This is a genomic window from bacterium, assembly GCA_040755755.1.
Lineage (GTDB): Bacteria > SZUA-182 > SZUA-182 > DTGQ01 > DTGQ01 > DTGQ01.
Map to the genome: position 1 here is coordinate 145,643 of JBFLZW010000030.1, position 15,563 is coordinate 161,205.

Below are 15,563 nucleotides of genomic sequence, written 5' to 3' on the forward strand. Positions count from 1 at the left end.
TTACCGATTTGTTACGAGTATGGCAACCATTCCCCGTCCCCGCTTAATACCTGCGGGGACAAGGTTCTGCAATCGGCCATCATGCAAAGCAATCGTCATTCCCGCGCAGGCGAGAATCCAGAAGCCCGGTAAAACGCATATTGCCTCATGGATAACCACTATCACCTTGTGTAGAGACAATTGAGGGCAACCTTTCCCCTGGCATGCGCCACCTGACCCCTGACTGTGCTGGCATCTTTTCGGTTGACATGACAGCATGAGAGGCATTATGATAATTCACTTTATTCACCAGCTTGAATCGTTATCCGCCAGCTTGAATGTATGGCAGGGATTCATGCTTTATATACCTATTTACCAGGAGGCTTGGAAAACCGGAAATGAGCAACAACATACCGAACAAGGTCATTTACTCCATGATCGGAGTCAGTAAATATTACGGCAAGAGAGCGGTCCTCAAGGATATTTATCTTTCGTACTTCTACGGTGCCAAGATAGGCGTTATCGGACTGAACGGCTCAGGGAAAAGCTCGCTGCTTCGGATCATGGCCGGAGTCGATAAGGACTTTCTCGGCAAGACCGCCATCTCTCCCGGTCATACGATCGGCTTTCTCGAACAGGAGCCGCAGCTTGACGAATCAAAAACAGTGCGGGAAATTGTAGAGCAGGGCGTCCAGGAAACGGTCGATCTGCTGAAAGAGTATGAAAAGATCACCGAGAGATTTTCCGAGCCGATGTCTGACGACGAGATGGCCTCACTCCTCGATCGCCAGGGGGTGGTGCAGGAGAGGCTCGATGCCCTCAACGCCTGGGACCTTGACAGCAGGCTCGATATGGCCATGGATGCCCTGCGGTGTCCGCCCGCGAGTACCCCGGTCAAGGTTATTTCCGGCGGTGAGCGGCGGCGCGTGGCCCTCTGCCGCCTGCTTCTTCAGGAGCCGGATATCCTGCTGCTCGATGAGCCGACCAACCACCTCGATGCCGAATCGGTAGCCTGGCTGGAGCAGCACCTGCAGCGCTACCCCGGCACGGTCATTGCCGTGACCCACGACCGCTATTTTCTCGACAATGTGGCCGGATGGATCCTCGAACTGGACCGGGGGGCCGGTATCCCCTGGCAGGGCAACTATTCATCCTGGCTGGAACAAAAGCAGGTCCGCCTCCAGCAGGAAGAAAAAGCCGAGACCGAGCGGCAGAAAACTCTCCAGCGAGAGCTTGAATGGATCAGGATGACGCCCAAAGGCCGAAGCGCCAAAAGCAAGGCGCGCCTCAATTCCTACGAGACCCTTCTGGCCCAGGAGAGTGAGAAACAGGCGCGTGACCTTGAAATCTATATTCCGCCCGGCCCCCGGCTGGGGAATGTGGTCATCGAGGCGGATGGCATCAGCAAGGCCTATGGAGACCGGCTTCTGGTGGAGAACCTGACATTCTCCCTGCCACCGGCAGGTATCGTCGGTGTGATCGGACCGAACGGGGCTGGAAAGACGACGCTGTTCAAGATGATCACCGGACAGGAGCAGCCGGACAGCGGAACCTTCCGGATCGGCGAGACAGTCAAACTGGCCTATGTCGATCAGAGCCGAAATGCTCTTGATCCGGATAAGACGGTCTGGGAGGTGGTCTCGGACGGCCTCGACACGATTCAACTGGGGAGCAGGCAGGTCAATTCACGGGCTTATGTCGCCCGGTTCAACTTTTCGGGCACGGATCAGCAAAAGAAAGTCGGCACACTTTCCGGCGGCGAGAGAAACAGGGTCCATCTCGCCAGGATGCTGAAAGAGGGGGCCAATGTGATCCTTCTCGATGAGCCGACCAATGATCTCGATGTCAATACCCTGCGGGCTCTTGAGGAGGCTTTGGAAAACTTTGCCGGTTGCGCGGTGGTGATCAGCCATGACCGATGGTTTCTCGACCGGATCGCCACCCATATCCTTGCCTTTGAAGGTGACAGCAAAGTCGTCTGGTTCCAGGGCAACTATTCCGATTACGAAGCGGACCGAAGAGCGCGGCTTGGCGCGGCAGCAGATCAGCCCCACCGGATCAGATACCGTCAGTTGACCCGGAAGTAGAGGGTTAGGGAGCGAGGGGAACCGCTATAAACTATCAATCTGCCGGGATTGCCGGCCTCTTCATACAAGAAGGCGGAGAAATTCTCAGATGAAAAAATTCGGTGCGGTATTCGTGCTTTTTTCCAGTTTGGTGATTTTTACCCGCGACGGCTCCTGCGCTCTGAAAGATCGATTGGTGGACCCGCATTATCTCAGACCTCCGTCGGCAGTTGCCTGCCGATTATCGTATGGCGGAGTGAATTCGAGCACTGTCAGCAAAGCACTCCACGACCTTCGGGGAGGCAGTCTGGAATTTGAATATGAAAAGACGGGTTCTTCGAACCCGTTTTCAGGGGTAATCGGCCTCGGTTACCTTAATCTTGACAATAGTTCCGCCTCGGTGACAGCTTATCTGAAAGGCCCCTTTCTGAAAGCCGGAGTCAATCTCATAGCCTTTTCCTCTCCCTCCATGGATTTCAAACTCGGTCCCGATATCCGATTTATCCAGATGGAAGTAGCCGATAAGGATAACAGCGAGAAATCCTATACGGGAATAGGCATGGGAATCAACCTGGCGGTAAATATCTCGATCAAACCAAAGTGGTTTGCGGGAGCCGGTATCAGGGAGGGAATCCTGAACTTCGGCAACGAAGAACTCAAGACACGATACCTGTTTCTCACCCTGCAAAGACTCCTCTAGTGTTCTCTCACCCTCCAAAGGGCTCCTCTCGTGCTGTTTGCCTCATACCGGACCATCCTATGAAATCGTTGCGAAACCGTTATGAGATCATGCTGATATCATAAGGAAACTGTATGCCGATGTTCAGACCCAGGTCCAGGCTCAGGTTCAGGTCCATGACCATGGTGATTATCTCCTGGATATTGGAAGTCCTTGCCCTTGTGGGTTGCTCACCATTGCGGGATCTTGGCCGGACAAGCAAACGCTACTCCGCTGTGCCGGTATTCTCTCCCTGTCCTGTTCACGATTACCCGAATTATTCAGCCGGGCGCTTTAAGGCGCCATTCCTGGCCGAACAACTGACTGCGGTCCTGAAGGTCAGTCAGGCCCAGAAAGCTCCGCTGATCGTCCTGCCGATTCAGGAACTGGACAGGCAGAACATAGTCAGTTCATTTGGACGCTATCTTGCTGAGCAGCTCAAGACGGAATTATACCTGAACGACTTTCGCATCCTCTGCCCCTGGCACAACGCGGAGGAAGAGCTTTTGAAACAGATGGGCAAAAATCCGGGCACCTTCACCCTTTCCCAGGATAGCCCTTTGATAAAAAAGCTGGTCAATTCCGGCGTGAAATCCATTGTATATGGCTCCTATCAGGTGGGGAAGGATAACATCTACCTGAATATCAGGATGGTTTCCCTGGAAAACCTGGAGGTTATCTCCATCGGGACCTGTGAGCTGCCGAAAGACAGAAATATTCTGGAACTGATCAGCCAAAGGAAAATCCTGGCCCAACCGGCATCCCTGGCCTCACCGTCATCTTCTGACCAGCAGGGAGATGAAGTATCCATACCTGTTCGGGGAGTACAGAAGAATGGAGATCCCATCGATGAACTGCCAATCGATGAACCGGATGATGTGCCGGGCGGCAGGCAAGGTGACGGGAAAATCAAGAACCCGGCAAATAAAATGGACGATAAACAAGATGAGTAAGGTGAGTAAGAGAATGAAAAACCGGATAACGAAGCGGGTGATAAAACCGGTAATAAAGTCTATCGCTGCTCATGTTCATACTATTTTACAAATCCAGAATGGAGGGACTATTGATGAACCGCTTTCCAAAAACTTATATCCTCACCTTCCTGCTTCTCTTTATGGCTGGTTTTTCTCCGGCTCAAACCCTGGCAGCACCTGCATCGGATCAGGTCGTCTTTTCCTTCGAGAAGGAGAATGTAACCTCACCGGGCGGACAAATCCACAGAGTGCACTTCGGAATCCAAAAAGGCTCGGCAGTAGTCCCTGTCTGCCTGACTACCTCCATAGAATATGATACTGAAGTTTTCGATCTTTTCTCCGAGGAAGACCTGGTTGCCTCTTCCAATGTCAGCAATAAAGCCGTAACGCCGAATCTCTCCAAAAATGACCAGGGTATTATCAAGGTCGGTGTCGGAGTTGAAGACTATAACGATACACCTCTGCCAGAAGGAGAAATGTTTTATATCAACTTCAGAGTCAAACCGGGTGTCACGCCGGAAGAGGACGATGTTGCTTTTAACTATAATATCATGCTGGGCCCGAATCAGGCCAGCGATAGCAGCGCCAGGCTGCTGAAAGTGGCGGATGTTACGGGCGCAATTTTTAACGACAAGATCGAGGTGGCCAATACCACCCCACCCCCCAAGAAATCAGGCGGCGGCAGCAAGGGAAGCTGCTTCATCGGATCGCTCATCGGATGGCACAAATAGATGAAAATAAAAAATGGATCACCGACGGCACAATATTCATTGAGAAAGGAACCCACAATGTCAGCAAAAAAACCCCTTTTGCTAGCCTTGACGCTCTTTATTCTGCTGCTGTCTGCTGCTGCACCCGCTCTCTGGGCTGCAACCACCCTGCAATCCATTACTCCGCTGGCGCATTCAGGGGGTAAGTTTTATTCGGTAAAGGTGGTGGACATCGGAGGGACTAAATACTTCCTGGCAGGCAACGAGAGTGGCTTGCAGATTTATTCTCAGGACGGTCCTCCGATATTGACCAGTGAATATCCTTCCTCGACCGCAAGTTATACGGGTGGTGCTTCCGGTCTGGAAATTACCAATTTTAAAACCGCTGTGGATGGAATCACCATAGGCACTACGGAATATGCCTTTTATGCCGATGGAGTGAATCTGTATGTCATCAATGTGGATACGGTAGGCACCCCGACGCTGGCCAGCTCCTATGGAGTCGCCAATGTCAGGGCGGTAACCGTGGCCGCGACGGGTAGTACCAGTAAATACTATGCTTATGCCCTGGCCTATCGTCCGCAGGTAAATATCGAAGACGGTGAGCCGCTGCCGCCAAACACTCTTCTCTATATCTTTGACGTTACTACTCCCACCAGCATCAGCCTGGCAGCAACCCTCGAACTGGATACAGACAGTGAAACTCCCAACAATACCGGAGCCTGTGATCTGGTCTATGTGGCTGATATAGATAATGACAGCACTGCCGATTACGATGGTGACGGGGAGGATTATGATCCCTACCTGTTTATTGCTGACGGTGTTGAGGGGCTGAAAGCCGTTGACCTCACCGGTCTGGAACTGGAGACTGCCTCCTACCCGACTACTAACGATATTTATCAGACGGATACCAGTGGTACGGCCACCGGCCTTGACGTGGTACGGTTCGGAAGTACCCTCTACGCTTTTGTCGCCGACGGCCCCCAGGGGCTGAAAATTTTCGATGTCACCAATCCTACCAGCATGCCGACGGATGATAGTGCCCGAACCGGCGCAGTAACTGCCTTCACCTATGCGACCGGATACAGCGGATATGCCTACGATGTAAAGCTTTTTGGCACCACTGCTTTTATTGCCAACGGCCAGAACGGTGTTCAGGTGGTGGATGTATCCGATCCCGCCAACCCGGTTGATCTTACGCTCAGCGACGCTGGATCGTATATAGATTCGACCGGCTCCTATAACCGGCTGAAAGGTACAGCTTTTGACCTGGATTTTGTTGTTGACACCGATACGTTGTATACCGTTGTGGCCTGGGGGGAAGCGGGTCTGGTCAGAGCGACGATCAATATTGATAATATTGTCAATCAGAACGTAACGACAGCCATAGCTGATTATGTTATCGATGATGACATAATTTATGTGAGAACAACCAACGGCAAACTGGCTTCTTATAATATCGATGCCACCCTGAGTGCGAAGACTGCGCTCACCGCTGCAATCTTGGATACTGGCGGTGCTGCCAACATGATCTGCGTGGGAGATTATCTCTTTGCAATCGATAGTAGTGCTGATGATGCAGCTCCCAATGATGATATCATTGCCATGATCCAAAAAAGCGATTTATCAAAAGTTGATGTTACGAATTCGGTGGCAGGTGTCATCAGCAAACTTTATTATGACAGTGCGGATGAAGAAGCAATTTACTTTCTGGAAGGAACGAACAATAAACTTGGTAAAGTTGTTGTCGATACGGTAACTCCAGCGTTTGGTGCTGAAACCTTATCTCCCGCGAGTTACGCCACGACGGATTTGGTTGTTGCGGGAAACTATGTTTATGGGGTTAAGCAGGGCGCTGCAACGACACTTCTTCAAGTGGCTAAGGCAGATATTACTGCTGCTCCTACTGACCTTGTAGTTTTGGGCGCCGACATAGTCAAACTTGCTACCGATGGAACCTATGTATATTGCCTGACAGCAGATGGAAAACTGAACCGGGTGGACAGTTCAGGCAATGCTACCACCTCAGCCATTGCCTTTACAGCAGGCTCTACACAATTGTTTATCCAGGATGGATATGCCTACGGCATCGACACATTGAAACTGGCCAGGATCAGTACGTCATTTGCATCCGGCGATGACTCCACAGTTTCAACGGTCACGATCGATGCAGCTTCTCTCATTACGGGAGATGGAGTGGATATTTACATAAACGATGCCGGCAAGATCACCAAAGTGGCGATGGACCGTTTGGGCGACACTGATTGGGACGGCTTCAGCTCTGGTACCTTGGTGGAAGCTGCCGAAGAGATTATCGTCGTTGATGGCTATGTATACGGTGTTGATAATGGCGTCACCACGACAATCCAGCAGGTCGGCTTCAAGGCGACCGAAGCAAACAATACCATCGCCCTGAACGAGGCAGCCGCTGGCGGGGGCAAAGACAATTTCGGCGGATATGCCAAAGATATCGCGCTGTATACGGATGGTGCATCCGGGTCAAATGACTACGTCTATGTAGCTGACGGAAGCAAAGGTATCAGACGCTATACCGTCACTGACCCTACTCTCCATACCGCCTGGGATCCTGTCATCCTGACCGATGTGGATAAGGATGGTACAGGCGGTGGTTTTACTGCTAACGGAGATGTAAGTGACGAGTGGGATATCTACGATGCCAGAGGCGTCGATTTTGCCTATATTACTGACTTTGCCCATTCCGTTATCCTGGTCGCCGATGGCACGAAAGGCGTCAAATTAGTGAACTCCGGTGCAACTGCATTACTGCCCGGCGACTCGGCAGTAAGCAATAAGACCGGCTACATAGTTCAGCACGACGCCACAGCAGCGGACAGTCTGACCGGCAATAATGAAACCACCGATGGAGCGGCAGCCGAAGACATCAAGTACTTCAAGGTCGGAAGTACGCATTATGCGGCTGTAGCCAATGGATCGGCCGGTCTGGTCATACTGAGCTTTAATGCAACTACCGGCGTCGTAACCGTAGTGGCCAGGGTTTCCCTGCCTACAGGTGGTTATGCCTATGGGGTGGATGTGGACACCGCTAACAACCTGGTCTATGTGGCTGCCGGTACGATAGGTGTGGTCATTGTCGAGCTTGATCCGGACGAAGATGACAGTTTCACCGATGCAGCCCTGCTGGACGGCGGGACCTATACCTACAGCTCGGTTTATTACGGATCAAACCATGAGGCCTATTCAATAACCCTGGATGATCCGACCGACCCCGAGTATGCATTTGTTGCCTATGGCACCAGGGGAGTGATTGTCCTCGATATCAGCGACCCCAGTGCGCCGGTCAAAAAGGCCATCTATCCCTCCACCGGCCAGGTTGACGGCAAAGCCTGTGACATTGCATATGCTGACAGTACCCTCTATGTGGCCATGAGCTATGGGGCAGTCCTTTCCCTGGATGTTGCCGACACCAGCCACCTGGATCTGAGGGACAGTATGAATACCTTTGGTGAGGCCAGGGGAATCGCTTTCGGAAATGTGGATGGCGGCAGCCTCAAGAAGAAAAATCACCTCTTCATCGCCAATGGCCCTGGCGGAATGCTCAGTGCCCTGGTCAAATACCAGATGCAGATCAACACTGTGGTTACCAATGTTCAGACGCAGGAAGGCGGTGATACCGTTAAGCTCATCGGTTCCGGGTTCTTTGACGATGCCGCGACTATCAAGGTAACTGTAAACGGCGACGATGTCGGTACCGTGACCATAGCCGATGCCTTCGAGCTCACCTTTACCGCTCCCTCGCAGGATGCCGGGACATACGATATCAGGGTGTATGATAATGATTCCGAATTGGAGGAAGACACCGCCTCCAGCTCTATCACCTACGCACCCGAAGGGAGTGCGATTCTCGGCCTTTTTGCCGATACCACCACCCAGGGCGGCATCACTTCGCCGGGTGGAAATGTAACCCTTGATCTGGTGCTGCATAATAATGGCGCCGGGAATCTCATCTCAGCCAAGGCCCTGATCAAGTATGATAAGAATAAATTCCAGGTATTGAATTCAGGCGGTATGGCCAATGTTGTCGGACAGATCGATCCGAACACGGCTTTTACCCTGAATACCAGCCTGACCGATCTTACGGCGACAACAAGTATCATCGATCTTAATCCCAATGACGACTACCTGAGTTTGATGATTTCCATCTACGGGACGGAGCCCTTTTCCACCTCGCCCGACGACAAGATCACCCTGGGTACGGTTTCTTTTACCGTCCCCACCGATGTCGCGGGTGATCAACTGCTGACCCTCGACAACACTACCGGCCAGGAAGTGTCTATTCCCCATGGGGACGTTGTTCCTGCCACGGGAAGTGTGACCATGGTCTATGTAAAACAGGCAGCGAAACTGACCTGTGACTACACCAGCGAAACCCTGGCAGCGGGAGGAACGGAAGCCTTTGGTGTCGGGCCGTTTGCGGTAACCGTTTCCGAAATTCTGGACCCGGACGAGATGGTCGAGAATGCGGAAATCACCTTCAGCGTAAGCTCCGATGCGCTCATCGATGCCGACGGGGTAACCAGTGTATACAGGGTCAATACGGGAACCTTAAAAACCGGCTCCAGCGTGACTACCTCCCCCATTACCGTCAAAACCACTTCGGCGGGAGCAGTCTCGGTGGGTCTGAATATCGGAACAAAAGCCGGAACGTATACCATGACTATCAGTGGAGTATCCTCCGATGGCGCACCATTGACCGGCTCCCCGATTACCAAGACCTTTACCATCAGTGCTGAAACCGATCCAGGAGATGACAATGACAGCATTTCGCTGGCTGCAAATACCCAGACCCCGGCACCAGGTGATACGGTAACGATTACGGCTACCGCCTATGACCGGTATGGGAATGCCATGGAGGATGAGCTTGTCACCCTTTCCACGGACAAGGGTTCTCTCAGCGTGACTTCAGGCGAAACCGACTCGAACGGCCAGATTACCACCAACCTGAAGCTGCTGAACAGCATCGCCACCCATACGGTGACCGCAAGCTATGACAGTGCGGCTACTTCGACAACACTGGAAGTGACACCAATCGGGCCGGATGTGAATGCCGACGGCTCGTTCACCATCGCCGACATCCAGACAGCCATCAATTATCACCTGAACTGGACCGATCTGTCCTCAGCGACTAAACCGTCAGGCAAAAGCTACGTTCCCGGCGATACCAATCATAACGACCGGTTCGACCTGAACGAAGTGGTAGCTATCATCAACCTGGCTATGGAACTGGGGATGGAGGTGGAATAAGTAGTCCTTCCCGTTTCCATCGAAATACCTGCCCCCCTCCTGATCCTGCCGATTCGGCAGGGTCGGGAGGGATTTATTTTTCCCGGACCGGAGTCCCGCTATGACGAGGACGAAAAGAAAGGAAACGGGCAGCAGTGAACTTATAATACCAGGTACTCAGAATACCATAAGGAGGAGATCCACATGAGAGAGGCCCTATTATTGCTGGTTTTTTCTTTTATTTTCCCCGATATCGCCTATGCCCACGGTGGTCACAGCAGCGTTATCATGCAGGTAAAAGGGTGGTGGGATGTCATACGGCTGAAATACTGGGGAGCCATCACCTGGGTATTGGTATTTGCGCTGGCAGGACTCATCATCTTTTTCGTTGTCAGGCAGATACAGGCCAAAAGGCAGGGCAGTTCAACACCAGCTTGAACTGAGGAGTTGCCGAACCTTTTTACCCTGCAATCCGAAAAGATAGATAAATAGGTAAGTGGACAGAATCAATCCAGTGATACGGTCTGATCTTCGTCTGAACTATGGTTATTCTTTTCATATGATTGCTGCATAATCCAGACTATGATTGCTATTAAAACCACAGGCTTGAAAAAAACCTACAAGACAGGCTTTGCCAGGAAGATAGAAGCCCTCAAAGGACTTGATCTGGAAATCGAGGAAGGGGAAACCTTCGGCTATCTGGGGCCAAACGGCGCAGGGAAAACAACCACCTTAAAGCTCATTCTGGGATTGATGCACCCGACTGCGGGCGCTGCGTATATTCTGGGAGAAGACAGCAGGAATGTGAAGGTAAAAAATTCCGTCGGCTTTCTTCCGGAGCAGCCATATTTTTACAGCTATCTGACAGCACAGGAATTTTTGGGCTTTTACGGACGGTTGTTTGATATTTCCCGGGGATCGTACCAGGGTAAAATCGATGAATTGCTTGCTCTGGTGGGGTTGAAAGGGAAGGCGCATCTGCAGCTGCGGAAATTTTCCAAGGGGATGCTGCAGCGTCTCGGCATTGCCCAGGCCCTGATGAATGATCCGAGAGTGATCTTTTTCGATGAGCCCTTTTCGGGTCTTGATCCCATTGGCCGGAAAGAAATCCGGGATATTGTATTGAAGTTGAAGGAGAGAGGGAAAACCATTTTCTTTTGCTCTCATATCCTGTCTGACGTGGAAATGGTTTGCGACCGGGTCGGGATCCTCGTCAATGGGGAACTGAAGGCTGTCGGGAGGATAGACAGCCTCGTGGAGACAAAGCTCAAATCAGCGGAAATCGCTTTTTCCGGACTCGCAGAGGCTGCCAAAGAGAAAATCCGCCAGATTGCCACCCGAATGCTGGACCACGCCGACAAAACCCTGGCCACACTTCCCAGCCGGGAATCGGTCGATCAGGTGATACGGATTATTTCTGAAGGGCAGGGTTCTCTGATCTCCCTGACGCCGATTCGGGAAACACTCGAAGATATCTTTCTGAAAGAAGTGGCGGGTTAAAAAGTGATCAGTGGCCAGTGGTCAGTGGTCAGAAAAACTGATAATTGATAACTTTCTTTTCCGGGAGTTATGTCATGTTCAAGATTCAGGCCATTATGATCAACACCTTTCGTGAAGCCATTCGAGACAGGATACTCTACAATCTGCTGCTGTTTGCCCTGCTCATCATCGGAGGTTCAATTCTGCTGGGGACCCTGACCATCGGGGAGCAGCAGAAGATCATCAAGGACATGGGACTGGCGAGTATCTCGATATTTGGCACGCTGATTGCCGTTTTCGTTGGCATTGGCCTGGTTTACAAAGAGATTGAGCGAAAGACGGTTTACAATATTATTTCAAAACCGGTCCATCGGTATCAGTTTTTTATCGGCAAGTACCTGGGGCTCATCCTGACTCTGCTGGTTAATGTTCTGATAATGACAGGAGTATTTCTTTCAATCAGTTACTTCATGGATGGAAACATCCAGCGAGGGCTGATCGAGGCGATTTTTTTAATCTTTCTGGAACTGATGATTATCACCGCTGTGGCCTTGCTCTTTTCGACCTTCACCACTCCTACCCTGAGTGCAATCTTTACCCTGGCCATCTATGTGATCGGCCATTTGAGCCGGGATTTGAAAGTATTTGGAGCCAAATCCGAGCTCGTCTGGGTGAGACATCTCACCAGGTCTCTCTATTACCTGATACCCAATCTGCAAAATTTCAACATCAAGGGCCTGGTAGTTCACAATATCCCTCTGCCCCCTCATTTTATCCTGTTTTCCTTTTTATACGGCATCCTCTATATCAGCATTCTTCTTGCGCTGGCTATCTGTATCTTTGAACAGAGGGACTTCAAATAGCTCTATGCCTGAGTAGTTACCCGAATTCTTTATTCCGGTCTGCAATGAAAAATGGTTTTTTCTTTTTCAATATGTTATAATTTACATCTGAGTTGTGCCTTTCATCGGGCATCCGGAATTCTCCGGATGCCGGGCATGACGGGCAGGCAAGATTGAGCGGTTAATAGTGAGTGGTTAATTTAAATAAGGCTTTGGGAGGGGGCCGTGGAGACAACTTCGCATGATCAGCGGCAGGCAATTGAAAGAAAAGGGCACGATATTCCTGAATGATATCTTCAAGAGTAATCACCCGATCATCATCACCGGTATTGTAGCAGTCATTCTTTTAATCTTCGTTATCCTTTCCATTTATACTCAATCCAAAGATAATATTGTCAATGAGTTCCAGAAGCATCAACTGACTTCGGTAGAGAGTGCGGCCCGGGGCATTGAGGGATTCATCAAAGAAGTTATCAAAGACCTGTGCATCCTCAGCGAACTGAAGTCTGGCCAGGATTCAGAGCTGCCGATCAAGCAGGCAGCTCTGGACAATCTCTATGCTCTTCATGCCAAGGAAAACGGCTTTCTGGTCTCGCTGTTTTATTTTGACCAGCAGGGGAACCTGCGGCTTGCTGCTCCGGCACTGCCGGGAAGAGGAGAGAACCTCATGGCAGGTTACGGGCGGGGAAAGAATCCGGCTGGCGTGAACGATGTAACCAAACTGCATATTTCAAGGTTATTTTTTAATGAAAAAAGAGAGGGGAGGATCCGCGTCAGTGTCCCTGTTTTTTATACTGATACATCCAGCGGGCATGAGCGGAGAAAATTTCTTGGTATCCTGGCTGCGGACATCGATGTCAAAAAGATGGCCGACCATTTTCTTGGACATGTCAATCTGGGCGGAAGCTATGTGAGTATTCTGGATGCTGACGGGACGATCCTGGAGCACCCGTGTCCGCAATTTACCGGAAAGAGTATCAAGGACATAGACATCAAGAGAATCGATGAAAACAACAAGGTCTTTCCTTTTCAGAATAACGAGGATTTTCTGGCCCTTTTGCTGGGAAAAAGCGAGGGAGTCCTGCGGGTCATCAGTCCCAATCTGGGCCGGTTGGAACTCTTGTCTTACGCGCCTATCTATTTGCCGGTAAGATCCTGGATCATGACGATGTTTACGCCTTACAGCGAAATATCCAATCCCATCGGCAGATTGCAGAAAAGATTTACTCTTATTATGCTCGCGCTCATCATCCTCATGACCGTCGGAAGCGTTTTGCTGATTACCGTCAATAATAAACGGGTAAAGACAGAGGCCAGGGTTGCGCACCTGACAAGGGAAATCCAGCTCGAGGAGAAGATTAAAAAGTCGGAGGCCAAGCTGCGGGCAATATTGCAGTCGATCAATGACCGGATTGTTATTCTCGACCCGGATTTGCAGGTGATCTGGAGCAATTCAAAGGGAAGCGGGGAGGGGCTGATCGGGAAAAAGTGTTATGAGATCTACCGCGGTCTGCATCAGCCATGCTCGAAATGTGTGGTAAAGGCCAGCTTTGCCGATGGCAATTCTCACCTGTCGGAAGTGATCGGAGTGGAAAAGGATCAGAAATTCTTTTACGAAATATGTTCTTCCCCAATTTTGGATCATGAGGGCAAGGTCGCCAGTGTAGTCGAGATGACACGGGACATTACCAAAGCCAGAAAGATGGATATCCTGATCAGGGAATCCGAGAACCGGTACCGGAATCTGGTCGAGCAGATGAACGAAGGCCTTATGGTCATTAACCATGAAGGTAAAATCACCTTCGTGAACCAGAAGTTTTGCGAAGTACTTGGTTATAAGCATAAAGAGATTGCCGGGCAGGATTATGGAATTTTTCTCGATGCCGAGAACCAGGTCAGAATGAAAGAGGCGATTGAAGAAAGCAAAAAAAATCAGGCCCTTTCATTCGAGATGGAATTGGCTAATCAGCAGGGTGAGCATTTAACCTTGATTTGCAGCCTGTCATCTCTTTTCGACGACCGCGGGGATTACCGTGGTGCATCCGTGGTCTTTACCGAGATTACCGAGAGGAGAAAGCTGGAGCGGGAAATTCAGGTCAACAGGGATAAACTGCGGGCTATTCTGAAGAGTCTGAGTGACGGAGTAGTGATTATCGATAAAAATTATACCATTCAATACATGAACGAGAGCGGCCGGAAAATTTTTGGGGACCAGATACAAGGGGTGTGCTATCAGGCTCTCTGGAACCGGACCGGGCCCTGTGATGCCTGCGTGCTGGAGGAGGTTATCGAGAGGCGGCAGAGTTTATTCCTGACCAAAGATTCTCTCAAGGGACAGGCACTGGACATTTCCATAAGCCCTGTGGTGATGGAAGATGGAACCATCTCTTTGCTCAAGGTATTTCGCGATGTTACTGAACGCAAGCGTCTGGAGAGCCAGCTCCTTGAATTTGAGCAGAACCGGCTGCGGGATCTCAGGGAGAGGTACCGGTTCGGCAACATTATCGGGAAAAATCACAAAATGCAGGAAATTTATGAGCTTATCTCCATCGTTTCTCAGGGATTCACCACAGTCCTGATTCAGGGAGCAAGCGGCACGGGAAAGGAACTGATTGCCCGGGCAATTCACTATAACAGCCCCCAGCAGGATAAACCCTTCATCGGTGTAAGCTGCTCGGCCCTGTCCGACGGGCTCCTGGAGAGTGAGTTATTTGGCCATGTGCGGGGGTCATTTACCGGTGCTGTCAGGGATAAAATGGGACGATTCGAATTGGCGGATGGGGGAACCCTGTTTCTGGACGAAATTGGAGATATCTCTCCGATGATTCAGGTGAAGTTACTCCGGGTGCTCCAGGAGCGGCAATTCGAGCGGGTGGGATCCTTGAAGACCATCAGCGTCAATGTACGGGTGATCGCGGCCACCAATAAGGACCTTAAGGCTGCGGTAGCCAGAGGAGAATTCCGTGAGGATTTATACTACCGTCTGAATGTGGTCAGTATTTTTATCCCCTCCCTGAAAGAGCGGGTGGATGATATCCCCCTTCTGGTCAACCATTTTATCGAGCACTTCAATAAGAAACTCAACCGGAACATCTCTTCGGTCTCCTCCAGTGCCATGGATTGTCTCATCAGCTTCGACTGGCCGGGCAATATCCGCCAACTGGAAAACACCATCGAACATGCGTTCATCTGCGCCAAGGGGAAGATCCTCATGCCGGAGGACTTCCCGATTGAAATCCAGAAGGCCAAAAAGAAAAAGAAGAGCGAATCACCAACCGGAACGGATCTGGAGCAGGAGGAGGGAGAAAAGGTCCGGACCCTCGACGAAATGGAAGCCCGGATGATTGCCCATGCTCTTCAGGAAACGGGCGGGCACCTGGGAAATACGGCACAGGTTTTGGGGATTGCACGGTCTACCCTGTGGCGGCTGATGAAGAAGCACGGGATTAGTAAAGGAGCTGTCAAAGGGGCTGACCGGGAAGATAAAGTCGTCTCTCTCGAAGAGAGATTTCTGAATAAAAAGCAGGGTTGAT

Annotated in this window: 9 protein-coding genes; all 9 read left to right on the plus strand. The window is 50.9% G+C overall.

Annotation, left to right across the window (positions count from 1 at the left end):
- Positions 1-377 precede the first annotated feature (377 nt).
- Positions 378-2,066, plus strand: a complete 1,689-nt coding sequence (gene ettA / locus AB1611_09975) for an energy-dependent translational throttle protein EttA (protein ID MEW6379919.1) — start codon at positions 378-380, stop codon at positions 2,064-2,066.
- Between the two features lie 88 nt (positions 2,067-2,154).
- The gene (locus tag AB1611_09980; protein ID MEW6379920.1) at positions 2,155-2,745 is read left to right on the plus strand and encodes a hypothetical protein; all 591 of its coding nucleotides are present in this window, start codon (positions 2,155-2,157) and stop codon (positions 2,743-2,745) included.
- A gap of 113 nt (positions 2,746-2,858) precedes the next feature.
- Positions 2,859-3,716, plus strand: coding sequence for a FlgO family outer membrane protein (locus AB1611_09985; GenBank protein ID MEW6379921.1), 858 nt, complete (start codon positions 2,859-2,861; stop codon positions 3,714-3,716).
- 113 nt (positions 3,717-3,829) lie between these two features.
- A complete protein-coding gene (locus tag AB1611_09990; protein MEW6379922.1) occupies positions 3,830-4,468 on the plus strand; it encodes a hypothetical protein in 639 nt (212 codons plus the stop codon).
- 57 nt (positions 4,469-4,525) lie between these two features.
- A complete protein-coding gene (locus tag AB1611_09995) occupies positions 4,526-9,730 on the plus strand; it encodes an Ig-like domain-containing protein (GenBank protein ID MEW6379923.1) in 5,205 nt (1,734 codons plus the stop codon).
- A gap of 183 nt (positions 9,731-9,913) precedes the next feature.
- Positions 9,914-10,147 carry a hypothetical protein gene (locus AB1611_10000; protein MEW6379924.1) on the plus strand — a complete coding sequence of 78 codons (234 nt, stop codon included), beginning with the start codon at positions 9,914-9,916 and terminating at the stop codon, positions 10,145-10,147.
- A 144-nt stretch (positions 10,148-10,291) separates the two neighbouring features.
- Positions 10,292-11,209, plus strand: coding sequence for an ABC transporter ATP-binding protein (locus AB1611_10005; protein MEW6379925.1), 918 nt, complete (start codon positions 10,292-10,294; stop codon positions 11,207-11,209).
- Positions 11,210-11,283: 74 nt separating this feature from the next.
- Positions 11,284-12,051 (plus strand): ABC transporter permease, encoded by a 768-nt coding sequence (locus AB1611_10010; GenBank protein ID MEW6379926.1) that lies wholly within the window; start codon positions 11,284-11,286, stop codon positions 12,049-12,051.
- Positions 12,052-12,271: 220 nt separating this feature from the next.
- Positions 12,272-15,562, plus strand: coding sequence for a sigma 54-interacting transcriptional regulator (locus AB1611_10015; GenBank protein ID MEW6379927.1), 3,291 nt, complete (start codon positions 12,272-12,274; stop codon positions 15,560-15,562).
- The last annotated feature ends 1 nt before the right edge of the window (position 15,563 follow it).

Coding starts and splice junctions, on each gene's coding strand:
- ettA (MEW6379919.1), top strand. CDS start 378: ATGAGCAACAACATACCGAACAAGGTCATTTACTCCATGATCGGAGTC.
- AB1611_09980 (MEW6379920.1), top strand. CDS start 2,155: ATGAAAAAATTCGGTGCGGTATTCGTGCTTTTTTCCAGTTTGGTGATT.
- AB1611_09985 (MEW6379921.1), top strand. CDS start 2,859: ATGCCGATGTTCAGACCCAGGTCCAGGCTCAGGTTCAGGTCCATGACC.
- AB1611_09990 (MEW6379922.1), top strand. CDS start 3,830: ATGAACCGCTTTCCAAAAACTTATATCCTCACCTTCCTGCTTCTCTTT.
- AB1611_09995 (MEW6379923.1), top strand. CDS start 4,526: ATGTCAGCAAAAAAACCCCTTTTGCTAGCCTTGACGCTCTTTATTCTG.
- AB1611_10000 (MEW6379924.1), top strand. CDS start 9,914: ATGAGAGAGGCCCTATTATTGCTGGTTTTTTCTTTTATTTTCCCCGAT.
- AB1611_10005 (MEW6379925.1), top strand. CDS start 10,292: ATGATTGCTATTAAAACCACAGGCTTGAAAAAAACCTACAAGACAGGC.
- AB1611_10010 (MEW6379926.1), top strand. CDS start 11,284: ATGTTCAAGATTCAGGCCATTATGATCAACACCTTTCGTGAAGCCATT.
- AB1611_10015 (MEW6379927.1), top strand. CDS start 12,272: ATGATCAGCGGCAGGCAATTGAAAGAAAAGGGCACGATATTCCTGAAT.